Origin of the sequence: Phenylobacterium sp. (assembly GCF_031984885.1) — a bacterium.
Classification (GTDB): Bacteria; Pseudomonadota; Alphaproteobacteria; order Caulobacterales; family Caulobacteraceae; genus Phenylobacterium.
The window spans coordinates 1-22,522 of the sequence record NZ_DAMABV010000017.1 but is presented as its reverse complement, the minus strand read 5'-3'; the positions used below and the strand labels follow the sequence as shown (position 1 = coordinate 22,522).

The following is a 22,522-nucleotide window of genomic DNA, read 5'->3' as shown; positions in this document are numbered from 1 at the left end:
AAGGAGGTTCCAAGCTGCGCCGCCTAGCCGGTGGTGAGTTCCAGGCCCTCCAGCGCACCGTCTTCGCGCCAGGCTTCCAGCAGCTTGACGAAGGCGACCGGGCCCTTGCCGTAGGAGCCGTTGCGGGCGGCGAGCGCCGAGGGCTTGCCCTCGTTGTTGTAGTAGCCGGGGGTGCACTCCTCAGCGAACTTGGCCCGCTGCAGGGCCGAGGAGACGATGGTCTCCACCCAGGCGTTCTCGGCCGCCTCCGAGGCCTCGACCACGGTGATCCCGCGTTCGGCGCAGGTCTTGAGGATGTAGCCGATGTGCTTGGCCTGCTCGTTGAGCATGTGCGGGTAGTTCACGGTGAAGCCCGACTGGGTGTTGCTCATGATGAAGCAGTTGGGGAAGGCGCGGCTGTGCATGCCGTGCAGGGTGGAGACGCCGTCTTCCCACTTCTGCGTCAGGGTGATCCCGCCGCGGCCCTGGACGTCGTAGCCGGCGCGGCGGGCGTAGGAGGTGCCGACCTCGAAGCCGGTGGCGTAGATCAGGCAGTCGAGCTCGTACTCGACGCCGCCGACCACCACGCCCTTCTCGGTGATGCGCTCGACCCCGCGGCCCTGCGTGTCCACCAGGGTGACGTTCGGGCGGTTGAAGGTGTCGAGATATTCGTCGTGGAAGCAGGGGCGCTTGCAGAACTGGTTGTAGTACGGCTTCAGCGCCTCGGCGGTGGCCTGGTCCTGGATGACCGAATCCACGCGGCTGCGGATCTGCTCCATCTTCTGGAAGTCGGCCAGTTGGACCAGCTCGGCCGGGTCCTGCACGCCGGCCGCCGCGTTCTTGTTGCGGGCGATCATGCCGAGGTTGCGGATGATGTCGGTCCAGCCGTCGTTGACCAGGTCCTCCTCGGCGAAGCCGCCCGAGACCAGGGTGTTGAAGTTGTCCATCCGCGCCTGCTGCCAGCCCGGCGTCAGGCTGGCGGCCCACTCCGGATCGGTCGGACGGTTGTTGCGCACGTCGATCGACGAGGGCGTGCGCTGGAAGACGTAGAGGTGGCCGGCGGCCGTCCCCAGGTGCGGCACGCACTGCACCGCCGTGGCCCCGGTGCCGATGATCCCGACCCGCTTGCCGGCCAGGCCGGTCAGGCCGCCGTTGGAATCGCCGCCGGTGTAGTCGTAGTCCCAGCGGCTGGTGTGGAAGGTGTGGCCCTTGAAGGTGTCGACGCCGGGAATGCCCGGCAGCTTGGGCCGGTGCAGCGGGCCGTTGGCCATGGCCACGAAGCGCGCCTTCATGGCGTCGCCGCGGTTGGTGGTGATGATCCAGCGGCCTGCGGCCTCGTCCCAGCTCATGCCGGTGACCTCGGTCTGCAGGCAGGCGTTGGAATAGAGGTCGTACTGGCGGGCGATGGCGCGGCTGTGGGCCAGGATCTCGGGCGCGCGGGTGTACTTCTCGACCGGCATGTAGCCGGTCTCCTCCAGCAGCGGCAGGTAGACGTAGCTCTCGACGTCGCAGGCTGCGCCCGGATAGCGGTTCCAGTACCAGGTGCCGCCGAAGTCGCCGCCCTTCTCGATGACCCGCAGGTCCTTGACCCCGGCCTCGCGCAGGCGCGCGGCGGCCAGCAGGCCGCCGAAGCCGCCGCCGATCACCACCACCTCGACCTCGTCGGTCAGCGGCTCGCGGGTGAAGCCCGGCTCGACATAGGGGTCGTCAAGGTAATGGGCGAAGTCGCCGGCGATCTCGACATACTGCTCGTTGCCGTCGGCCCGCAGGCGCTTGTCCCGCTCGGCCCGGTACTTCTCGCGCAGCTTGCCGGGGTCGAAGCCGAGCCCCTTTCCCGTCGTCGCCGCGTCCGCGATTTCCGCTGAATCCGCCATCGATACCTCCCGAAAACATACCGCTTTATCTAAAAAGGGTTCCCCCCGCGGAAATCAACGGGAAACCGACGGCCGCCGTTCGGAATGGGCGCCCTCGCGCGATCCTCGTGACAGGCCGCCGCGAAAAGTTGATGCTGCGCGCCACGCGAACGCTCATCACCTGGCGGATAGAACGGATGTCGGCCCTCACCATCGCCTCGGTGTGGATCAATGCGGTGCTCGACGCGCTGGTGCGCGAGGGGCTGGACCGCGCCGCCCTGACCCACGGCCTGCGCGGGGTGGTGGACGGGCGCGTGCCGGACGCCGGCCAGATCGAGGTCAGCCTGGCGCGGCGCATCTGGCGGCGGGCGCGGGCGCTGAGCGAGGATCCGCTGCTGGGGCTGAGGGTCGGAACGCGGCTGCCGGTCCAGGCGGCGAACGTGGTCAGCGTGGTGCGCGCCCACAGCCAGACCTTCGAGGAATCCCTGCGCCACATGGTCCGCTACCAGGCGCTGCTCAGCGACAGCGGCCGGTTCGCGCCGACCGCGCGCGAGGGTGGGTTGCGGCTGACCTACGAACCCAGCAAGGCGGCGGTCTCGATCGACCCGCTGCAGATCGATTCGGTGGTGGCCGCCGCGGCCGGGCGGCGGCCGCGGCCCGCCCTGGTGCAACTGGTCGGGCGGGCGCAGGCCGATCCGGCCCGGTTCGCGGCGCTGCTGGGATGCCCGGTGCGGATGGGCGCGGTCCAGGCGACCATCGACTTCGACGCCGCCGCCCTGGCCACGCCGGTGGTCGGCGCCGACCCGGCGCTGCGCGACATCAACCTGGCCTATGCCGAATCGCTGCTGGCCGGCCGGCGGCAGATGGACGGCCTGTGCCAGAACGTCCGCGCGGCGATCGGCAAGCTCGGGCCCGGCGCGGCCGACGTCCCCTCGGTGGCGCAGGAGGTCGGCTGCTCGCCCCGCACCCTGCAACGGCGCCTGGCGCAGGCCGGCAGCAGCTTCAAGGCGCTGCTGGAAGGCTATCGCATGGAGGAGGCGCTGATCCTGCTGGTCGAATCCCAGGCCAGCATCGGCCAGATCAGCCGGCTGCTGGGCTATTCCGAGGCCAGCGCCTTCTCGCGCGCGGTGTCGCAGTGGTGGGGCGCCTCGCCCCGGGCGCTGCGCCAGGCGCGGCCGCTGGAGCGTTGACGATCGCGATGCGCCCGGGGTGAACTGGCGCCATGGAGCGTCTGCGGCGACATCCGTTGTTGGATTCGGTGGCGGGACAGGTGGTCAACCTGGCCGGGCTGATGCTGGTCGTCGTCAGCATTCCCGCCTTCCTGCTCTATGAGACCTGGTCCGAGCAGGACGCCATGCGCAGGGCCTGGGACATCGCCGGCCCCGCCTGTCCGGTGGTCGAGACCTCGCCCGTGGTGTTCGGAGCCAAGGGGCCCAAGACCTTCGAATACGGCGCCGTGCGCTTCGACCGCCGCTACGGCCACGCCAGTTGCGTCGCGCCGCCGGTGCGGGGGATCGTCAGCGAGCAGGTCTACCGCGTCTGCCAGTTCAGCGCCCCGTCCGCCCTGGCGGTGACCACCGAGGGGCGCACGATCACCTACAGGCCCGGGACCGCGCGCCGTGCGACGGTCACGGTCCGCGACGGCCAGGTCAGTTGCGTGGTCGGCGGCTGGTTCGCCGGCTGAGGCGACCGCCCGAGGTTTTCTGTTTCCCGCACAGGTTTATTGAGAGTAATTCGCATTCGCTGCTATAGGCGCGGCTCTCAGTGCAAGACAGGTCGGGGTTCAGATGGTTGTGGGTGACGGTAGGGCGCGCAGGGCGCGCGGGAGCCTGTTGGCGGCGGGCGCGAGCGTTCTGGCCCTGATCGCGGGCGGACAGGCGCGGGCCGACGAGGCCGCGCCGACCGAGGTCTCCGAGCTGGTGATCACCGCCGCGCGCACGACCCTGCCGGCCAGCGCCCTGCCGATGACGGTGGACGTGGTCGATTCCACCACCCTGTCGCAGCAGGTGGCGATCAGCGGCTCGATCGTCGATGCGGTGTCCTCGCTGTCGCCCTCGTTCTCGCCGACGCGCCAGAAGCTGTCGGGCAGCGGCGAGACCCTGCGCGGCCGCTCGCCGCTGTTCGCGATCAACGGCATCCCGCAGTCGACCCCGATCCGCGACGGCTCGCGCGACGGCTTCACCATCGACGCCTTCTTCATCGACCACGTGGAGCTGATCTACGGGTCGAACGCCCTGCAGGGCATCGGCGCCACCGGCGGGGTGGTCAACCAGGTCACGGTCGGGCCGCCGAAGGAAGACGGCCTGTCGGGCCGCGTCCTGGTCCAGGCCGGCGCCGACGCGCGGGGGCATGGCGACGGCTTCGGCTGGAAGACCGCGGGCCTGGGCGCCTGGCGCAGCGGCGCCTTCGACGCCACGCTCGGCCTGGCCTACGAGGCGCGCGGCGCCTTCTATGACGGCCACGGGAACCGCATCGGCGTCGACAACACCCAGGGCGAGATCCAGGATTCGACCAGCACCTCGATCTTCGGCCGCTTCGGCTGGCAGATCGACGAGAGCCTGCGCCTCGACCTGATCGCCAACCGCTTCGAGCTGAAGGGCGACGGCGACTATGTGATCGTCGCCGGCGACCGCACCCGAAACCGCCCGGCCAGCTCCATGCGCGGCGCGCCCGAGGGCCGCACGGCGGCCAACAGGGTCGAGACGATCTCGCTGGCCCTGACCGACGACGACCTGTGGGGCGGCGACCTGACCGCCCAGCTATTCTACAACCGCTCGCGCGACACCTTCGGCGGCGACCGCAGCGCCACCTTCCAGGACGCGCGCCTGGCGCCGGTCGGGACGCTGTTCGACCAGTCGTCCAACGAGTCCGAGAAGCTGGGCGCGCGGGCCAGCTACGAGCGCGAGGTCCCGTTCGTTCCGGGCCTGAACGCGACCCTGGGGCTCGACACCCTGCGTGACGAGACCGCGCAGTCGCTGATCGCCACCAACCGCATGTGGGTGCCGCCGACCCAGTTCCGCAGCGTCGCGCCGTTCGTGCAGGCGAACCTGGCCCTGTTCGGCGACCGGGTGCACCTGGCCGGCGGCGCGCGCTACGAGTCGGTGACCCTGAAGGTCGACGACTATACGACGCTGGCCTCCTACGGCTCGCGCGCGGTCGGCGGCGGCGAGCCGAGCTTCGACGCCACCCTGGTCAACGGCGGGATCGTGGTGAACCCGATCGAGGGCCTGCGGCTCTACGCCAGCTATGCCGAGGGCTACACCGTGCCCGACGTCGGCCGGATCCTGCGCGGGGTGAACCGCGACGGCGTCGACGTGGACAGCTTCCTCGACATCAGCCCGGTGGTCTCCGACAACCAGGAGATCGGGGCCGAGTGGAAGCACGGGCCGATCGAGGCCAGCGCCGCCTACTTCTGGTCCAAGTCCAAGCTTGGCCAGTTGCTGGTGCTCAACCCCGCCACCGCCGTCTACGACGTGCAGCGCCAGCGGGTGGAGATCGAGGGCCTGGAGCTGAACCTCACCGCCAGGACCCCGGTCCCCGGCGTCAGCGTCAACGCCGGCTACGCCAAGCTGAAGGGCCGCGCCGACAGCAACGGCGACGGCAGCGTCGACATCGACCTGGACGGCGCGAACATCTCGCCCGACCGTTTCAACTTCGCGCTGATCTATCAGAGCGGGCCGCTGGCCGCCCGGCTGCAGAGCCAGTCCTATCTGGAGCGCAGCTTCGACGGCGCCGATCCGCGCAACGACTTCGGCGGCTATACGCTGGTCGACGCCTCGGTGCGCTATGAGGCCAGCTTCGGCGACGTGATCTTCAGCGTGCAGAACCTGATGGACGAGTACTATCTGAGTTACTCGTCGGACACGAGCAACCCGACCGACAACCTGCGCTATTTCGCCGGCCGCGGCCGGTCGTACACGCTCGGGTTCGAGCGCCGCTTCTGATGGGAACCTTGAGGCTCCTGCATCGATGGGCCGGGGGGCTGATCGGCCTCTTCCTGGCGGTGCTGGGCCTTTCCGGCGCGCTGCTGGTCCACAAGGACGACTTCCTGCGCGCGACCCTGCCGCACGCGGCCGACCCGCAGGTGCAGGACACCGCCGCCGTGGCCGCGGCGGTGGAGCGCATCTTCTCGGCGCCCGACCGGCCGCGTTCGATCGTGCTGGCGTCCGAGCGGCTGGGCCTGCACCGGCTGAACTATGCCCAGGGCGAGGCCAGCGCCTATGCCGACCAGAGCGGCCGGATCGTCACCCGCTGGTCGTCCAAGTGGGAGCGGCCGGAGGTCTGGCTGTTCGACCTGCACCACCACCTGCTGGCCGGCGACGTTGGCAAGACGGCGGCCGGGATCATGGCCGTGGTCGGGCTGGGATTCGTGGTCACCGGGGTGATCCTGTGGTGGCCGGCCCGGCGGCTGTTCGCCCTGCGGCCCTGGCCTGCGAACCTCACGCGCAACGGCGTGGTGCGCCAGCACCGCGACCTGGGGGTGGTGACCGCGCCGCTGCTGTTCGTCTCGATGCTGACCGGGGTGATGATGACCCTGCCGGCGGTCGAGGACGTGCTGCTGGCCCCGTTCTCCAGGCCCTCGGTCATGGCCGCGGCCCAGAAGCCGCCCACGGCCAAGGGCGGCCCGCTGTCGCCGAACATCGACTACGGCGCCCTGATCGCGACGGCGCGGGCGAAGCATCCCGACGCGGAACTGCGGATCATCAGCCTGCCGGCCAAGCCGGGCGGGCTGATCTCGCTGCGCGTGCGCCAGCAGGCCGAATGGCTGCCGAACGGGCGGACCATGTTCTGGTTCGATCCGGCCGACGGCAGGCTGGTGGCGAGCCGCGACGCCCTGGCCCAGCCGCTGGGCGTGCGGATCGCCAACGCCGAATACCCGATCCACGCGGCCAAGGTCGGCGGCCTGGCCTATCGGCTGGTCATGACCGCGTCGGGCCTGACCCTGGCCCTGCTGGGCAGCCTGGCGGTGTGGACCTTCTGGGCTGGCCCGAAGACCCAGAAGCGCAAGCGGCCCCGGCGCGCGCCGGCGGCGGCTTAGGCCCCGCGCGACGGCGTGGAGCATTTCGCTCACAATCGCTCATAAATGATCTCGATTTCATCGCGCGGCGGTCATAACATCGCGCTCGCCGCTCGAACCGGCGCGGGAGGGAAATCGATGACGTCTTGCAATCGCCATGGCGCGGTCCGGCTGGTGGTCGCGCTGGCCCTGGCGCTCGGCGCCTGCGCCCAGCCGGTGATGAGCCAGACCCCGCCCTCGGCCGGGGCGCCCGTCGAGGTGAAGGTCGACGGCGGGACCCTGCGCGGGCGCGAGGCGGGCGGCGTCAAGGTGTTCAAGGGCGTGCCCTTCGCCGCCCCGCCGGTGGGGGAGCTGCGCTGGCGCCCGCCCGCCGCCCCGGCGCCCTGGGCCGGCGTGCGCGAGGCCGACCAGTACGGCGCCGACTGCATCCAGAACCGCGTCGGCTGGGACAAGACCCAGTCCGCCCAGCCGACCAGCGAGGACTGCCTGACCCTGAACGTCTGGGCGCCGGCCGCGGCGACCCAGGCGCCGGTGATGGTCTGGATCCACGGCGGCGGCTTCGTCATGGGCTCGGGCAGCCAGCCGATCTTCGACGGGACCAGGCTGGCGGCGCGCGACGTGGTGGTGGTGACCTTCAACTATCGCCTGGGCCGGTTCGGCTTCTTCGCCCATCCGGCGTTGACGCGGGAAGCCGGCGGGGCTGCGACCGGCAACTTCGCCTTCATGGACCAGGTGGCGGCGCTGGAATGGGTGAAGCGCAACATCGCGGCCTTCGGCGGCGACCCGGGCAACGTGACCATCTTCGGGGAGTCGGCGGGCGGTGGGTCGGTCAACCAACTGATGCTGGCGCCGCAGGCCCAGGGCCTGTTCCACAAGGCGATCGCGCAGTCCGGCGGCGGCCGCGACGTCCTGCCCCTGCTGGCCGCCGAGCGCGCCGGCAAGCCCTCGGCCGAGGCGATCGGCGCGGCGTTCGCGGCCAAGGCCGGGGTCAAGGGCGACGACCTGGCGGCGCTGCGGGCGCTGCCGGCCGAGACGCTGCGCGGCAAGCTCGACCTGCTGAACCAGGAGGCCGACACCTATTCCGGGCCGATGATCGACGGCGTGCTGATCGGCCAGGACGCCGCGGCCGGATTCGCCGCCGGCCGCCAAGCCAGGACGCCCTATCTGGTCGGGGCCAACAGCGACGAGCTGGGCTTCCTGCCGGGGTTCCTGCGCGGCCCGATGGCGGCCAAGACCCTGAAGGAGCTGGGCGCCGGCGACGAGATCCAGGCCGCCTACGGCGACAAGGCCGCATTTAGCGAACACCTGACCAGCGACGTCACCTTCGTCGAGCCGGCGCGCTACCTGGCCGGCGCCCAGGCCGCCGTCGGCCAGCCGGCCTGGCTCTACAGCTTCGGCTATGTGCCCGAGGCCAAGCGCAAATCCCAGAAGGGCGCGGGCCATGCGACGGAACTGGCCTTCGTGTTCGGCAACCTCGAGGCCGGCGACTTCGCGCCGACGCCGGCCGACGCCGCAGCGGCCAGGCTGGTCGGCGACTACTGGACCGCCTTCGCCAGGACCGGCGATCCCAACGGCGGCGGGCGCCCGGCCTGGCCCGCCTATGCCCGGGCGAGCGACCAGCGATTGTCGTTCACCAAGGACGGCGCCGGCGCATCGGCGGCCGGGTCGCCCGCCCTGGACGCCATCGCCGCGCACCAGGAGCGGCGGCAGGCGAGATAGCCGGCCCGAACGCCAGGTCTGTCGGAAACGTCCGCCTCGGCGAACGGCGGCTCGCAAATGTCTGGCGGCCGGTATGGCGGCGCGGCTAAGCTGGTCGGCATGAACCCGCGCATCTTCGTTCTGACCATGGTGACGTTTGCGTTCGGGTCGGGCGCCTTCATCTTCGCCGGTCTGCTGGAGACCCTCGCCGCGGACCTGGGCGTCACCACCGCCGTGGCGGGACAACTGCAGACCGTGTTCGTGCTGACCTCGGCGGTGCTGGGGCCGGTGGCCGCCTGGCTGTTCGGGCGGGTCGACCGCAAGATCATGGTCATCGCGGGGCTCAGCCTGGGCCTGGCGCTGCACATCGCCTGCGCCCTGACCCCGAACTTCGAGACGCTGATGGTGCTGCGGGCGCTGGCCGGCCTGGCCGGGGCGATGTCGGGCCCCGCCGCCAGCGTCGCGGCGGCCTCGCTGGCCCCGCCCGAGCGGCGCGGCTCGGCCCTGGCCATGGTCTCGGGCGGCATGACCCTGGCCTTCGTGATCGGCATCCCGATCGGCAGCGTCGTCGGCGACCTGTTCGGCTGGCGCGCGACCTTCCTGACCGCCGCGACCCTGTCGGCGATCGCCCTGATCGGCGTGCTGTTCTTCCTGCCGCGGGTGCCGGCGCCGCCCAAGCGGGCCGGCGGAACCCTGGACCTGCCGGCGATCTGGCCGCTCTACCTGACCACCTTCCTGGCCTTCGCGGCCAACATGACGCTGAACCTCTACATCGCCCCGATCGTGCGGGTCGGGGCCGGCGTCACCGGGGCCGGGGTCGGGGCCTTCCAGTCGATGATCGGCTTCGGGTCCATCGTCGGCCTCTGGCTGGGAGCGCGCGCCGCCGACCGCGATCTCGGGCGCAGTTGGATCCTGACCGGCTTCGCGATCCAGGCGAGCGCGATGACCATCCATTTCGCGGCCACGCACCAGGTCGCGCCGGCCGGCTGGCCCAGCGCGGCGCTGGTCGCCCTGGGCATCTTCGTGGCGGCGACGGCGCTGTTCTCGATCACCCCGGTGATCCAGGCGCGGCTGATCTCGATGACCGAGGGGGCGCCGGTGGCGCTGGCCCTCAACGGCTCGGTGATCTCGGTCGGCCAGGCGCTGGGCTCGGCCATGGGCGGGCTGGCCCTGGCCACCTACGGCGTGCCGGCGATCCCGGCGGCGGCGCTGGCCATGTCGCTGGCGGCCCTGACCACCCTGGCCTTCGTGTTCCCGAGGCCGCGCGCGGCGCCCGCGCAGTAGGCCAGGCGCCGCGGGCGCTCGGCGCTATTCGGCCGCCGCCAGGGCCGGGGCCTTGCGCCAGCGATGCTCCGGGACGGGCAGCCCGAGGTGGCCGCGCAGGGTGTCGTGCTCGTACTCGGTGCGGAACAGGCCCTTGGCCTGCAGCAGCGGCACGACCTTTTCGCGGAACAGGGCGAAGTCGCCGGGCCGGGTCACCCGCAGGATGAAGCCGTCGCAGGCGCGGCCCTCGAACCAGCGCTCGATCTCGTCGGCGATGGTCTGGGGCGAGCCGACGAAGTCGAACTTCCAGCCGGCGAACCGTTCGGCCGTTTCGCGCAGGGTCAGCTTCTCGGCCGCGGCGATCCGCACGATGCGCTCGGCCCGGCCCTTGTAGCTGTTGAGGCTGAGGTTGCTGACGTCCGGGAAGGGGCCGTCCAGCGGGTACTGCCGGAAGTCGTGATAGTTGAAGGCGCGGCCGAGCTCGACCAGCAGCTTGTCGATCTCGCGCTTGCCCGCCTGCGCCTCGGCCAGGGCGCGCGCCTCTTCGTCGGTGTCGGCGATGATCGGGGCCAGTCCCGGCAGGACGCTGATGTGGTCGGGGTTGCGGCCGAGCTCGACGGCGCGGGCCTTGAGGTCGGCGTAGTACTCCTGGCCCTCCTCGAAGGTGTCGACGCCGGCGAACACGCCCTCGGCGATATGGGCGCCCAGGTCGCGGCCCGCCCCGCTGACGCCCGCCTGGAAGATCACCGGCTGGCCCTGGGGCGAGCGCGAGAGGGCGAGCGGTCCGGCGACGGAGTAGAACTTGCCCTTGTGGTCGAGGGCGTGCTGCTTGGTCTTGTCGAGGAACACGCCGGCGGCCTTGTCGCGCGGGAAGGCGTCATCCTCGTAGCTGTCCCACAGGCCCTGGACGACCTCGACGAACTCGCCGGCGCGCTCGTAGCGCTCGCCGTGTTCGTAGTGCTCCTCGCGGCCGTAGTTGCGCGAGGCGCCTTCCAGGCCGGTCGTGACGACGTTCCAGCCGGCGCGGCCGCCGCTGATGTGGTCGAGCGATCCGAACTGGCGCGCGACGTTGTAGGGCTCCCAGTAGGAGGTCGTCAGCGTGCCGACGAGCCCGATCCTAGACGTCGTGACCGCCAGGGCCGAGAGCAGGGTCAGCGGCTCCAGCCGGTTGAGAAAGTGCGGGGCGGTGTCGGGGGTGATGAACGGGCTGTCGACGATGAACACCAGGTCGAACTTGGCCGCCTCGGCCAGGCGGGCGTTTTCGATGTACCAGTTGATGTCGATGGAGGCGTCGCCCGCCAGGTCCGGATCGCGCCAGCTTGCGTGGTCTGTGCCCACGCCGGCGAGGATGGCGCCGAGTTTCAGTTGGCGGCGGGGCGGCTGGGTCATGGCGGCTCTCCTTGGGATCGGAGCCGCAACCTATTGGGCGTGACGCGCCTGGAATAACGAGTTGTCTTCACCCGTGTCATGAGCGGGCGTTATCGGGCCTGGGAAAGGGCCCGCGCCGGCGAACGCCGCCCGCGGGCCTTCCGGCGTCAGACGTCGACTTCGGCGTCCAGGGCGTTTTCCTGGATGAACTCGCGGCGCGGCTCGACCAGGTCGCCCATCAGGCGGGTGAACATGTCGTCGGCGTCGTCGGCGTGGGTGACCTTGACCTGCAGCAGGGTGCGGGCGTCGGCGTCCAGCGTCGTCTCCCAAAGCTGGTCGGGGTTCATCTCGCCCAGGCCCTTGTAGCGCTGGATCGACAGGCCGCGGCGGCCGGCTTCCATCACCGCGTTGAACAGGTCCAGCGGGCCGCGGATGGTGGCGGTCTTGTCCTTGCGGGTGAAGGTGGCGACGCCCTCGAAGGTCTCGGCCATGGCCGCGGCGCGTTCCGACAGGCGGCGCGCGTCGGCGGCGTGCAGCAGCAGGTCGTCGAGCACGATGCGCTCGGACACGCCGCGCTTGATCCGCGAGAACACGTAGCCGCCGGTGGCGGCCTTCTCGCCGCTCCAGGTCCCGTCGCCTTCCTCGGCGTAGAGGTCCATTCGCCGGGCCGCCTTGGCCAGGTCGCCGCCGTCCTCGGCCAGCAGGCCGGCGATGGCGGCCTGTTCGATGGCGAAGGCCGGCGCGCGGGAGGACAGCCGCTCGACATTGGCCTTGGCGCCGCGGGCGCCCTGGACCAGGGCCAGCAGGTCCGCGCCGATCAGGCGCTCGCCCGACGACAGGTCCAGGGCCGCGCCCTCGACGCCTTCGTCGATCAGGTAGTTCTCGAGCTCGGCGTCGTCCTTCAGATAGCGCGACTGCCGGCTCTTGGTCGCCTTATAGAGCGGCGGCTGGGCGATATAGAGATAGCCGCGCTCGATCACCTCCGGCATCTGCCGGTAGAAGAAGGTCAGCAGCAGGGTGCGGATGTGGGCGCCGTCGACGTCGGCGTCCGTCATGATGACGATCTTGTGGTAGCGCAGCTTGTCGATGTTGAAGTCGTCGCGGCCGATGCCGGCGCCCAGGGCGGTGATCAGGGTGCCGATCTGGTCGGACGACAGCATCTTGTCGAAGCGGGCGCGCTCGACGTTCAGGATCTTGCCGCGCAGCGGCAGGATCGCCTGGTTCTCGCGGTTGCGGGCCTGCTTGGCCGAGCCGCCGGCGGAGTCGCCCTCGACCAGGAAGACTTCCGACTTGGCCGGGTCCTTCTCGGAGCAGTCGGCGAGCTTGCCGGGCAGCGAGGTGATGTCGAGCGCCGACTTGCGGCGGGTCAGTTCGCGGGCCTTGCGGGCGGCCTCACGCGCCGCCGCGGCCTCGGCGATCTTCTGGACGATCAGCTTGGCCTCGTTCGGGTGCTCCTCGAACCAGGTGCTGACGCCCTCGGAGACCAGGCTTTCCACCGCCGGGCGCACCTCGGAGGAGACCAGCTTGTCCTTGGTCTGCGAGGAGAACTTCGGGTCCGGCACCTTGACCGAGAGCACGCAGGTCAGGCCCTCGCGGGCGTCCTCGCCCGACAGCGAGACCTTCTCGCGCTTGGTCGCGCCCGAGCTCTCGGCATAGCTGGTGATGATGCGGGTCAGGGCCGAGCGGAACGCCGCCAGGTGGGTGCCGCCGTCCTTCTGCGGGATGTTGTTGGTGAAGCAGAGGACGTTCTCGTGGTAGCCGTCGTTCCACCACAGCGACAGGTCCAGCTCGACATTGTCCTTCTTGCCGCGGACCACGATCGGGGTCTTCAGCAGCGGGGTCTTGGCCTTGTCCAGGTGGCGCACGAACGCCTCGATGCCGCCCTCGTAGTGCAGCAGCTCGACGAAGGGCTCGGCCTCGCGGTTGTCCTTCAGCCAGATGGTCACGCCGGAGTTCAGGAAGGCCAGCTCGCGCAGGCGGTGCTCCAGGGTCTTGCGGTCGTATTCGATGAAGGCGAAGGTCTCGGTCGAGGCCAGGAACGTGACCTCGGTGCCCGACAACGGCTCGCCGTTCTCGCGCAGGGGCGCGTCGCCGGTGACGACCAGGGGCGAGACTGCGTCGCCGCGGCGGAACTCCATCTCGTAGGCCTTGCCGCCGCGATAGATCTTCAGGCGCAGCCAGTCCGACAGCGCGTTGACCACCGAGACGCCGACCCCGTGCAGGCCGCCCGAGACCTTGTAGGAATTCTGGTCGAACTTACCGCCGGCGTGCAACTGGGTCATGATGACCTCGGCCGCCGAGACGCCCTCGCCCTCGTGGATGTCGACCGGGATGCCGCGGCCGTCGTCGGTGACCGTCACCGAGCCGTCGGCGTTCAGGATCACCTCGACGCGGCTGGCGTAGCCGGCCAGGGTCTCGTCGATGGCGTTGTCGACCACCTCGTAGACCATGTGGTGCAGGCCAGAGCCGTCATCGGTGTCGCCGATGTACATGCCCGGCCGTTTGCGCACGGCGTCCAGGCCCTTCAGGACCTTGATGGATTCCGCGCCGTACTCGGCTTGCCCATTGGACTCGGGGCCGTTGGATTCGCCTTGGGTTTCGTCGGTCATACCGTATCCAGAATCGCCAGGCTTGAGCCGTCCACATGGACGCCCTGGGCCCGGCCCTTCAAATCCTCGAAGAGATGCTCGTCCGTGCCGGTCAGGAACGCCTGCAGCCTGAGCGCCTCGATTTCGTCGAAGAGCGCGGCCCGTCGGCGACGGTCCAGATGCGCTGCGACTTCATCCAGCAACAATATAGGGTTTGGAGCCGATTCTGCACGCGAAAGACGCGCCGCCTGGGCCAAAACCAGGTTCAGAATCAGGGCTTTCTGCTCACCGGTCGAGCATTCCGCCGCAGGACGGTCCTTCTCGGCGTGGATGACGGCCAGATCGCCCCGGTGCGGGCCGGTCAGGGCGCGTCCGGCGGCGGCGTCGCGATCGCGCGCGCTGGCCAGGGCGCGGGTCAGCCGGGCCTCGATCTCGTCCGCTTCGACGCCCTCCAGCGCCATGCGTTCCCAGTCGCCGGTCAGGGAGAGCCTGGCCTGCGGGAACGGCCGGTCGCCGCGCCCGTCGATCTCGGCCTGGAGCGCGGCCAGGGTGCGGGCGCGGGCCTGCGCCATCAGGGTCCCGGCCTGGGCCATGCGGGCCTCCAGCGCGGTCAGCCAGGCCGCGTCGGCCGGGCCGTCGGTCAGCAGCCGCATCCGCTCGCGCTGGGATTTCTCGTAGGCGCTGGCGTGGGTCGCGTGGCCGGGCTCGGCGGCGAACACCAGGCGGTCGAAGAACCGGCGGCGGTCGCCCGCGCCCTCCAGGAACAGCCGGTCCTGGGCGGGGGTCAGCCACACCTGGCGCTGGTGGTCGGACAGGCGGCCGGGCGGCACGGGCTCGCCCTCCAGCCGCACCGTGCGGCGGGGGGCGCCGGGCGCCTCGACGCCGACGCCGATGCGCACCGGCTCGCCGTCCTGCTCGATCACCGCGGCGACGGCCCAGGCGCGGCCCTGGGTTTCTCCCGGCTGGCGGCGGCCGAGCTCGGCCCCGACCGCGCTCCGCAGGCCCCGGCCGGGGGTGAACAGGCTGACCGCCTCCAGGAAGTTGGTCTTGCCCGCCCCGTTCGGCCCGACCAGGAACACCGGCCGCCCGTCGAGGGCGAGCTCGGCCCGCTGGTACGAGCGGAAGTCGGTCAGGGTCAGGCGGGTGAAGGCGGTGGTCACCGGCGCGTCATAGCGGGTTTCGCACGCCGGCGCGAAGGCCCTGCGCCGCCTTGGCCTACACCCGCAGCGGCATCAGCACGTATTGGACGTCGGCGTCGACGGGGTCGAGCACCAGGGCCGGGTCGTTGGGGCCGCCGAAGCGGAACTCGGCCGTCTCGCTGGCGATCTGGTCGGTGACGTCGAGCAGGTAGCGGGCGTTGAACGACAGCTCGAAGGCCTCGCCGCCGTAGTCGACTTCCAGCTCTTCGACGGCCTGGCCGGCTTCCATGTTGCGGACGGTCAGGATGATCTTGCCCGGCTCGATGGCCATGCGGACCGAGCGGCTCTTCTCGGCCGAGATGGTGGCGACGCGGTCCACGGCCTTGGCGAACAGCTTGTTGTCGACCAGCATGATGCGGTCGTTGCCCTGCGGGATCACGCGGCTGTAGTCGGGGAACGAGCCGTCGATGACCTTGGAGGTCAGGGCCGCGCCGTTGAAGTCCAGGCGGATCTTCTGGGGGCTGACCTGCAGGTCGACGTTCTCGCCGGCGTCCTCCAGCAGGCGGCGGGCCTCGCCGATGGTCTTGCGCGGCACGATGACGCCGGGGGTTCCGGCCGAGCCCTCGGGCGCGATCATCTCGGCCAGGGCCAGGCGGTGGCCGTCGGTGGCCACGGCGCGCAGCTTCTGGACGCCGTTGTCGACCACGGTATGGAGATAGAGGCCGTTCAGGTAGTAGCGGGTCTCCTCGGTGGAGATCGCGAACCGGGTCTTGTCGATCAGGCGGATCAGGTCGCCGACGTCGACGCCGATGCGGCCCGACAGGCCGTCCGACGACATGACCGGGAAGTCGCCGGCCGGCAGCACCGGCAGGTTGAACCGCGAGCGGCCGGCGGCCACGGTCAGGCGCGGGTCCTCGCCGGTGAAGCTGAGCGAGACGTCGGCGCCCTCGGGCAGCTTGCGGACGATCTCGTAGAGGGTGTGGGCCGGGGCGGTGATCTGGCCGGGCTGGTCGACCTGGGCCAGGGCCTCGTCGATGATCTCCATGTCGAGGTCGGTCGCCGAGAACGTCAGCCGGTCGCGTTCCGCCGACAGCAGTACGTTCGACAGGATCGGGATCGTGTTGCGACGCTCCACCGCGCTCTGCACATGGCCCAGCGCCTTCATGAGCGCAGCCCGTTCAATCGTAAGCTTCATGTTCCGGTCCGAATCTCTCCAAGCGCCGACGCCAGAGCGCGCCGTCGCCCCCTATGCTGGAGGGACTTGGGACATTAGCCGAAATGCGGCCGGGTTAAAGGGGGCGAAACCATCTGAGCGGGGGAAGATGCGCAAACCCCTTCAGGCGCTGGCGATATCGAAGCGGACCGCGGAGCGTCCGAAGTCCACCGAAACGGTCTCGAACTGGGTCAGCAGGTCGATGCCGATCATGATGGTCGGGGTGTCGTGCAGGTCCCAGAGCTTGAAGATCGGCATGTCCGAGAACACCACCGGCACGTTTCCCAGGTTCAGGCCGCCGAGGCGGATGAACGGCAGGTAGAGCTGCTCGCCGCTGAAGCGCTCGCCGGCGATGGAGATCAGCCCGACGGGGCTGGAGCGCTGGTGGGCGGCGGGGTCGAGCCGCATGATCAGCTTGCGCAGCGAGGCGTTGCCCAGCGAGAACTGCGAGCCGGAGTCGATCATGGCGCTGATCGAGCGGCCGCTGATGTCGGCGTCGACGATGGTCAGTTGGCCGGACTTGCGGCGGGCGGGGACGACGACGCGGCCCTTGCCGCTGTTCTCGTGCCTGGACCTGGTGATTTCCAAGGTGTTGCCGGCGAAACCCATGACCAGGCGCTGGCCCTTCAGCCAGTCGATGCCCAGCACGCCGTCGATGTCGAAGGACGACATCGGCAGGACCGGCGCCTCGACGTGCCGGCGCACGCGGGTCCCGATCTCCAGGCGCTCGAGCACCACGCTGGGCCGGGCGCGGCGGCCGACGATGGTGTTCACCTGCACCTCGCGGCCCTTGGGCAGGGCCAGCTTGGCCGCCAGGTCGACGGAGACGCAGGAGACGTTGGCGCCGGTGTCGACCATGAAGCGCCAGGGCCCCTGGCCGTTGATCGTCACCGGGGCGGTGATGTGCTCGAAAAGCTGCCGGGTGATGGCGATGGTGGTGGGCGTATCGTCAGGTTCCGGCGCGGGGCTCTCAGGAACCTGCCCGAAGGCGATCTGCGGCGTCAGCAGCAGGCCGCCGGCGGCGGCGAGCCTGCCGAGTGCAAGGCGGCGAGTCTGTGACCCGACCAGCACGTTTCGCTCCCAATCGTTCCGGCGAAGCCTACGCCCGATGCGGGAAACCGTCAATTTTTCCAGGCCTTAGACCGCCCAGGGTTGCGCCCGGCCGCAAGCCCCGCCGGCAGGGCGCAGGCGTCGGCGCGCGCGGGGCGCCGAGCCGGCCGGAATCGGCGCCCCGCGGCGTTCGGCAGCTATCGGCAGGCGTTGCGAAAACCTGCCGATAGCATCCAACAACCTGCCGAAGCCTCAGGCCGCGGCGGCGAGCCCCTCGTAGGCGGCGGCGATCAGGGCGACGTCGCGGGGGTCGCCGACCAGGTCGGTCCCCATGCGGTTCATCGTATAGGCCAGCGCCGCGCGGCGGCCGGGATCGACGACGGCGAACGAACCGCCCCAGCCCGAATGCCCGAAGGCGTCCGGCGAAGGGCCGTAGAGGCCGTCGGTGTTGAGCAGGAAGCCCGCGCCCCAGCGGGCGGGCACGCCCAGCACCTCGTCGACGCCGCTGATCCGCAGGGCGGTGGCCTGGGCCAGGGTCTGCGGCGACAGCAGCCGGCCGGCGGCGACCTCGCCGAACAGGCGGGCCAGCGAGCGGGCGTTGGAGAAGCCGTTGGCCGAGACCAGCTCGCAGGCGCGCCAGGCCGCCGTGTTGGGCAGCAGCGGCTCGATGACCGGATTGAGGTAGGCGGCCACCTGCGAGGGGTTGAGGTCCGTGGTCATGTTCGAGGTCGCCAGCTCGGGCGGGGCGATCATCTCGGCGCGGCGCGGCTCCTCGGACGGCGGGAGGCCCAGCGTGAGGTCGAGGCCCAGGGGGGCGGCCAGCTCCGCGGCCACGAAGGCGGTCAGGCTGCGGCCCGCGATGCGGCGGAACAGCTCGCCGGCCAGCACGCCGATGGAGATGGCGTGATAGCCGGAGCGCGAGCCGGGCGGCCACAGCGGCTCGGTGGCGGCCAGGCGCGCGGCGGCCCGCTCCAGGTCGTAGAAGTCCTCGACCACGGCCGGGTCGCGGAAGCTGCACAGCCCGGCCTGGTGCGAGAGCAGCATGGCGATGGTGACGCCGTCCTTGCCGTGGGCGGCGAAGTCCGGCCACCAGCGGGCGACCGGGTCGTCGTAGGCGCAGGCGCCGCGCTCGACCAGCATGGCGAAGCAGAGCGCGCCCACCGCCTTGGTCGTCGACCAGACGTTGACCACCGAGTCGGCGGCCCAGGGCCGGGCGCCGGCGGCGTCGAGGCTGCCGGCCCAGAGGTCGAGGACGGGCGTCCCGTCGATCACCAGGCTGAGCGCCGCGCCGACGTCGCCGCGGTCGGTGAAGTTGCGTTCGAACTCGGCCGCCAGGGCGGCGAAGGCGGGGTCGGCGGAGCCGTGGATCTGGATGCTCATTGGAAAGCCTTGGAGACGGTGAGGCCGAAGGTGCGCGGGGCGCCGTAGACGCGGAAGCCGAAGCCGAGGGGCAGGTTGTTCACCCCCTGGGTGACGTAGCGCTCGTCAGCGAGGTTCTTGCCCCAGAGCGCGATCTCCCAGTCGCCGGGCAGGGCGAGGCTGGCGCGGGCGTTCCAGACCCAATAGGCGTCGGTGGCGATCAGCGGGTCGTTGAGGGCGTCCTTGTACATGTCGTCGGCATAGCGGCCGTCGACCTGGACGCGGCCCCTGGCGTCCTGGCCAAGGTCGAAGCCGTAGGCGGCCGAGAGCGTGAAGCTGACCTCGGGCGCGTCGGGGAGCTTGGCGCCCTTCGGAACCGGGCCGTTCGAGGAGGCGAAGGCCCCCAGCTCGGTGTGCAGCAGGCCCAGGCCCGCCACGAGGTCGAGGCCGGGCAGGGCCGGCGGCGACCACATGGCGTCGAGGTCGAGGCCGTAGATCGAGGCCTCGTCGACATTACCCAGCCGCTGGATCGGCAGCCCGCCCGAGGTGTCGCGGATGAAGGTCTGAACGTCGGAATAGTCGTAATAGAAGGCGCTGGCCGACCAGGAGAGGCGCAGGCCCGGGAGCCGCTGCTTCACGCCGATCTCGTAGTCGATCAGGGTCTCGGGCTCGTAGGGCTGGAGCTGGGCGGTGGTGGTGGCCACCCCCGAGAAGAAGCCGCCGCTCTTCACCCCCTGGCTGATCGAGCCGTAGACGAGGGTCAGGGGATCGGGCTTCCAGTTGAGGCCGAGCTTCCAGGACCAGTTGGTGTCGTCGATGGTCTCGTCGATGAAGGCCAGGGTCACCGGGCCGGCGCCGCAGGGGACCATGGAGAGGAAGCTGGCCGGGCAGCTCGAGACCAGGTCGAGGTCGCCGCCGACATTGGCCTTTTCCTCCCAGGTGTAGCGCAGGCCGGCGACCAGGCTGAGGCCCTCGGCGAAGCGCCATTCGAGGTTACCGAAGGCGGCGGCCGACTTGGCGGTCTGGTCGGTGAAGGTCAGGAGCGTGGTGTTGAACAGGTCCTGCAGCGCGCCGTCATAGGTCATCTTCACGCGGTCGCGGGAGGCGAAGACGCCGACGATCCAGTCGCTCGTCTCGGTGGCGCCGGAGAGGCGCAGCTCCTGGGAGAACTGGCTGATCTTGTCGCGCTCGACGAAGTCGGTCTGGCGGTAGGGGCCGCCGTCGGTGTCGGCGCCCCACTGGCGCTTGAAGTCGACATAGCCGGTGATCGAGGTCAGGTCCGCCCAGCCGAGGTCGGCGGTCAGCCGCACGGTGGCCGCGCGCTGGTCGACGTCATAGGTCGGATCGACCGACCAGGCGCCGGCGAAGGGGTCGCCGTCGGTGTCGGTATAGCCCTGGAAGTCCATGCAGGCCGGCGAGCCGGGGCAGACGAGGCCGGCCGGGGCGCCGGGCGGGGCCAGGGCGCCGAAGAACTCCGGGCCGCCGATCTCGGAGCGGCCCTTCTGGACCTCGAGCTTGACCAGGACCTCGACGTCCTCGGTGGCCGCCCACAGCGCCTGGGCGCGGGCCAGGCCGACCTCGCGCCGGCCGATGTCGCGGCCGGGCAGGCGGTTGTCGAAGAAGCCCTCGTCCTGCTTCACCGCCTTGCCCGCGAAGCGCAGGGCCAGGGTGTCGGAGACCGGCAGGTTCACCATCCCCTCGATCTCGGCGGTCTGGTAATTGCCGTAGCCGGCGGCCAGGCGGCCCTGGACCCCGCCGAAGCTCGGCTTGGCGGTGACGATGTTGATGGCCCCGGCGGTGGAGTTGCGGCCGTAGAGCGTGCCCTGCGGGCCTTTCAGCGCCTCCATCCGCTCCAGGTCGAAGAGGTCGAAGTTCATCAGGGCCAGGGAGCTCAGATAGACCTCGTCGACATAGACCCCGGCGCTGGGGTTGTTGGTCGCCGAGAAGTCGTTGAGGCCGACGCCGCGGATGGTCACCACCGGCAGCACGCCGGGCATGTTCTCCTTGATGTCGACGTTGGGGGTGAAGGCGACCAGGTCGCTGACCTGGCCGACGCGGCGGTCGGCCAGCTCCTGGGCGCCGATGACGGCGACGTTCAGGCCGACGTCGAGCGTGTCCTGGGTCCGCTTCTGGGCGGTGACGGTGATCGCCTCGATCTCGACCGGCTCGGCGGCGAGCGCCGCGCCGGCGCCGAGCGCCAGGGCCGCGGCCCCTGCGCCGGCCAGCAGCCGTGCGCGCATGATGTTGGAATCGTTCAAAGTTCCCTCCCCGAGACAGCGGCGTCGCTCTTGGGCGCGCCATTTTTCGACATCTGAGTTTGGTGGGATAACGACACGACCAAATCTGGTCGTCAAGCAAACTTCGACACTTGCGTATGTCTGATGTACGGATTGACGAAGGGCGGCGGAGGCGCGACGAACGGCCGATGGCGGGCAATGGCGATCAGGGGAGCGGCAAGCCGGCGCGCAAGCGCGCGGCCAAGCGCGACCTGCTGTTTGCCGAGGCCGCGCGCGAGATCAACGCCATGGGCGCGGGGGGCGTCGTCATCAACGACGTGGCCGAGCGCGTGGGCCTGTCGCGCAACGCCCTCTACTATTATGTCGCCGACCGCGCCGACCTGGTGTTCGGGGCCTATCAGCGGGCCTGCGAGGCGACCACCGACGACCTGGCGGCCGCGGCCGAGGCCAGCGAGGACCCGCGCGAGCGGCTGGCCCGCTTCGTCGCGGCGCAACTGGCCTATGAGCGGCCGCCGCAGGCGGTGCTGAGCGACGTCGATTTCCTGCCGCCGGCCCGGCGCAGCGTGATCGCCGAGCTGCAGGCGCGCAATGTGGCGATCCTCCGCGACTGGCTGGACGCCGGGGCGGCGGCCGGGGTCCTGCGGCCCTGCAACAGCGAGATCGCGGCCCAGGCCCTGATCGGGATGATCTCCTGGGGCCGGCTGTCGGCCGGCTGGATGGGCTATCGCGACGGGCGCGCGGCGCGGCGGCGGATCGCCCACGCCATCGTCGACCTGATGCTGAACGGCTTTTCCACGGCCCCGCGCGAGACGCCGCTGTGCGCGCTGGACATCGAGGCCCTGACCGCGCGCTCGTTCAACGCCTTCGACCGCCGGCAGACCAACGAGATCAAGATCGCCCAGTTGATCGCCGCGGCCTCGCGGTTGTTCAACCAGCGCGGCATCGACGGGGCCTCGCTGGACGACATCGGGGCCGAGGTCGGGGCGACCAAGGGCGCGATCTACCACTATTTCGACGACAAGGCCGACCTGGTCACCCGCTGCTACCGGCGCGCCTTCGAGCTCTACGACCTGATCATGGACACCGCCGTGGCCCAGGGCCGCGACGGCTTCGAGCGGGCGCTGATCGCCCTGCACCTGAACGTCCAGGCCCAGGCGGGGCCGGCCTCGCCGCTGATGCTGCAGCCGGGACGGTTGGCGCTGGCGCCCGACGACCGCGCGGCGTTCGAGCGCGCGGGCCAGAGGCTGCGGATGACCTCCAACCGCAGCCTGCGCCAGGGGATCGCCGACGGCTCGGTGCGGCCCTGCGACTGCGTGTTCGTCGGCGAGGTGTCGGCGGGGATCTTCCTATGGCTGCCCAAGTGGCTGCCGGCCGACTATCGGCTCAGTCCGCGGCAGATCGCCGAGGAGATCTGCGACGTGGCGGCGTATGGGCTGGCGGTTAGGTAGGAGGGCGGCGGCCGAATGGCGGCGGCTGAATAGGGAAACACCAAGACCACGAAGACTCCCGCGCCGAAGGCGCGCTCCAGCGATCCCCCGGAGGCTACTACATCATCAGCCCCTTCGTGGTCTTTGTGTCCTTCGTGGTCTTGGTGTCGAACCTTCCGCCCTTGCATCATCGGGGCGCTGATCTGTCGGCCTAGCTGGATTGCCAGCTTGGCGCTCGCCATGTCCGCTTTCCGCCACGAGGCGCAGGACCGGAATCGACCCTTAGCGGACGTTGTTGGAGCCCATCACTGGCAGGTCCCTATTGAACTGG

15 protein-coding genes are annotated in these 22,522 nt (G+C 70.6%); 7 read left to right on the top strand and 8 right to left on the bottom strand.

The annotated features are described in order from the left end of the window. Positions 1 to 23 precede the first annotated feature (23 nt). On the bottom strand, positions 24 to 1,853 hold the full coding sequence (locus RTL41_RS18460) for an NAD(P)/FAD-dependent oxidoreductase (protein ID WP_312166579.1): 1,830 nt from the start codon (positions 1,851 to 1,853) through the stop codon (positions 24 to 26). Positions 1,854 to 2,029: 176 nt separating this feature from the next. Here RTL41_RS18460 and RTL41_RS18455 point away from each other — a divergent pair, with 176 nt between their 5' ends. The 6 genes from RTL41_RS18455 (at position 2,030) to RTL41_RS18430 (ending at position 9,831) form a co-directional block, all read left to right on the top strand. Continuing rightward, on the top strand, positions 2,030 to 3,022 hold the full coding sequence (locus RTL41_RS18455) for an AraC family transcriptional regulator ligand-binding domain-containing protein (protein WP_312166577.1): 993 nt from the start codon (positions 2,030 to 2,032) through the stop codon (positions 3,020 to 3,022). Positions 3,023 to 3,090: 68 nt separating this feature from the next. Next, positions 3,091 to 3,516, top strand: coding sequence for a hypothetical protein (locus RTL41_RS18450; RefSeq protein WP_312166576.1), 426 nt, complete (start codon positions 3,091 to 3,093; stop codon positions 3,514 to 3,516). 148 nt (positions 3,517 to 3,664) lie between these two features. Continuing rightward, positions 3,665 to 5,776, top strand: a complete 2,112-nt coding sequence (locus RTL41_RS18445) for a TonB-dependent receptor (RefSeq protein ID WP_312166575.1) — start codon at positions 3,665 to 3,667, stop codon at positions 5,774 to 5,776. Continuing rightward, entirely contained in the window at positions 5,776 to 6,870 is a 1,095-nt protein-coding gene (locus RTL41_RS18440) for a PepSY-associated TM helix domain-containing protein (RefSeq protein ID WP_312166573.1), read from the top strand. Before RTL41_RS18445 ends, RTL41_RS18440 begins: the two co-directional genes overlap by 1 nt. Positions 6,871 to 6,987: 117 nt before the next feature. Beyond that, positions 6,988 to 8,568 (top strand): carboxylesterase family protein, encoded by a 1,581-nt coding sequence (locus RTL41_RS18435; protein ID WP_312166571.1) that lies wholly within the window; start codon positions 6,988 to 6,990, stop codon positions 8,566 to 8,568. 57 nt (positions 8,569 to 8,625) lie between these two features. Then, positions 8,626 to 9,831 carry an MFS transporter gene (locus RTL41_RS18430; RefSeq protein WP_312166570.1) on the top strand — a complete coding sequence of 402 codons (1,206 nt, stop codon included), beginning with the start codon at positions 8,626 to 8,628 and terminating at the stop codon, positions 9,829 to 9,831. A gap of 24 nt (positions 9,832 to 9,855) precedes the next feature. Here the strand turns inward: RTL41_RS18430 and RTL41_RS18425 are convergent, their stop codons facing one another. From RTL41_RS18425 to RTL41_RS18395, 7 genes are all read right to left on the bottom strand, one after another. Then, the gene (locus RTL41_RS18425; RefSeq protein ID WP_312166569.1) at positions 9,856 to 11,199 is read right to left on the bottom strand and encodes an LLM class flavin-dependent oxidoreductase; all 1,344 of its coding nucleotides are present in this window, start codon (positions 11,197 to 11,199) and stop codon (positions 9,856 to 9,858) included. A gap of 146 nt (positions 11,200 to 11,345) precedes the next feature. Beyond that, a complete protein-coding gene (gene gyrB / locus RTL41_RS18420) occupies positions 11,346 to 13,787 on the bottom strand; it encodes a DNA topoisomerase (ATP-hydrolyzing) subunit B (RefSeq protein WP_312166568.1) in 2,442 nt (813 codons plus the stop codon). Continuing rightward, positions 13,784 to 14,926, bottom strand: coding sequence for a DNA replication/repair protein RecF (gene recF / locus RTL41_RS18415; protein WP_312166567.1), 1,143 nt, complete (start codon positions 14,924 to 14,926; stop codon positions 13,784 to 13,786). The genes gyrB and recF overlap by 4 nt, the downstream gene beginning before the upstream one ends. Positions 14,927 to 14,981: 55 nt before the next feature. Continuing rightward, positions 14,982 to 16,100: a DNA polymerase III subunit beta gene (dnaN, locus tag RTL41_RS18410; RefSeq protein WP_312166565.1), complete on the bottom strand. Its 1,119-nt coding sequence runs from the start codon at positions 16,098 to 16,100 to the stop codon at positions 14,982 to 14,984. 141 nt (positions 16,101 to 16,241) lie between these two features. Next, on the bottom strand, positions 16,242 to 17,189 hold the full coding sequence (locus tag RTL41_RS18405) for a retroviral-like aspartic protease family protein (RefSeq protein WP_312166564.1): 948 nt from the start codon (positions 17,187 to 17,189) through the stop codon (positions 16,242 to 16,244). 231 nt (positions 17,190 to 17,420) lie between these two features. After that, positions 17,421 to 18,548: a serine hydrolase domain-containing protein gene (locus RTL41_RS18400; RefSeq protein ID WP_312166562.1), complete on the bottom strand. Its 1,128-nt coding sequence runs from the start codon at positions 18,546 to 18,548 to the stop codon at positions 17,421 to 17,423. Further along, positions 18,545 to 20,785, bottom strand: coding sequence for a TonB-dependent receptor (locus tag RTL41_RS18395; protein ID WP_312166560.1), 2,241 nt, complete (start codon positions 20,783 to 20,785; stop codon positions 18,545 to 18,547). Before RTL41_RS18395 ends, RTL41_RS18400 begins: the two co-directional genes overlap by 4 nt. 167 nt (positions 20,786 to 20,952) lie before the next feature. Here RTL41_RS18395 and RTL41_RS18390 point away from each other — a divergent pair, with 167 nt between their 5' ends. Beyond that, positions 20,953 to 22,212: a TetR family transcriptional regulator gene (locus RTL41_RS18390; RefSeq protein WP_312166559.1), complete on the top strand. Its 1,260-nt coding sequence runs from the start codon at positions 20,953 to 20,955 to the stop codon at positions 22,210 to 22,212. The last annotated feature ends 310 nt before the right edge of the window (positions 22,213 to 22,522 follow it).

Excerpts from the sequence above, each read along its gene's own strand:
- RTL41_RS18435 (WP_312166571.1), top strand. The coding sequence starts at position 6,988 with ATGACGTCTTGCAATCGCCATGGCGCGGTCCGGCTGGTGGTCGCGCTG.
- RTL41_RS18430 (WP_312166570.1), top strand. The coding sequence starts at position 8,626 with ATGTCTGGCGGCCGGTATGGCGGCGCGGCTAAGCTGGTCGGCATGAAC.
- RTL41_RS18400 (WP_312166562.1), bottom strand. The coding sequence starts at position 18,548 with ATGAGCATCCAGATCCACGGCTCCGCCGACCCCGCCTTCGCCGCCCTG.
- RTL41_RS18440 (WP_312166573.1), top strand. The coding sequence starts at position 5,776 with ATGGGAACCTTGAGGCTCCTGCATCGATGGGCCGGGGGGCTGATCGGC.
- dnaN (WP_312166565.1), bottom strand. The coding sequence starts at position 16,100 with ATGAAGCTTACGATTGAACGGGCTGCGCTCATGAAGGCGCTGGGCCAT.
- RTL41_RS18425 (WP_312166569.1), bottom strand. The coding sequence starts at position 11,199 with ATGACCCAGCCGCCCCGCCGCCAACTGAAACTCGGCGCCATCCTCGCC.
- gyrB (WP_312166568.1), bottom strand. The coding sequence starts at position 13,787 with ATGACCGACGAAACCCAAGGCGAATCCAACGGCCCCGAGTCCAATGGG.
- RTL41_RS18390 (WP_312166559.1), top strand. The coding sequence starts at position 20,953 with ATGGCGGGCAATGGCGATCAGGGGAGCGGCAAGCCGGCGCGCAAGCGC.
- RTL41_RS18455 (WP_312166577.1), top strand. The coding sequence starts at position 2,030 with ATGTCGGCCCTCACCATCGCCTCGGTGTGGATCAATGCGGTGCTCGAC.
- RTL41_RS18460 (WP_312166579.1), bottom strand. The coding sequence starts at position 1,853 with ATGGCGGATTCAGCGGAAATCGCGGACGCGGCGACGACGGGAAAGGGG.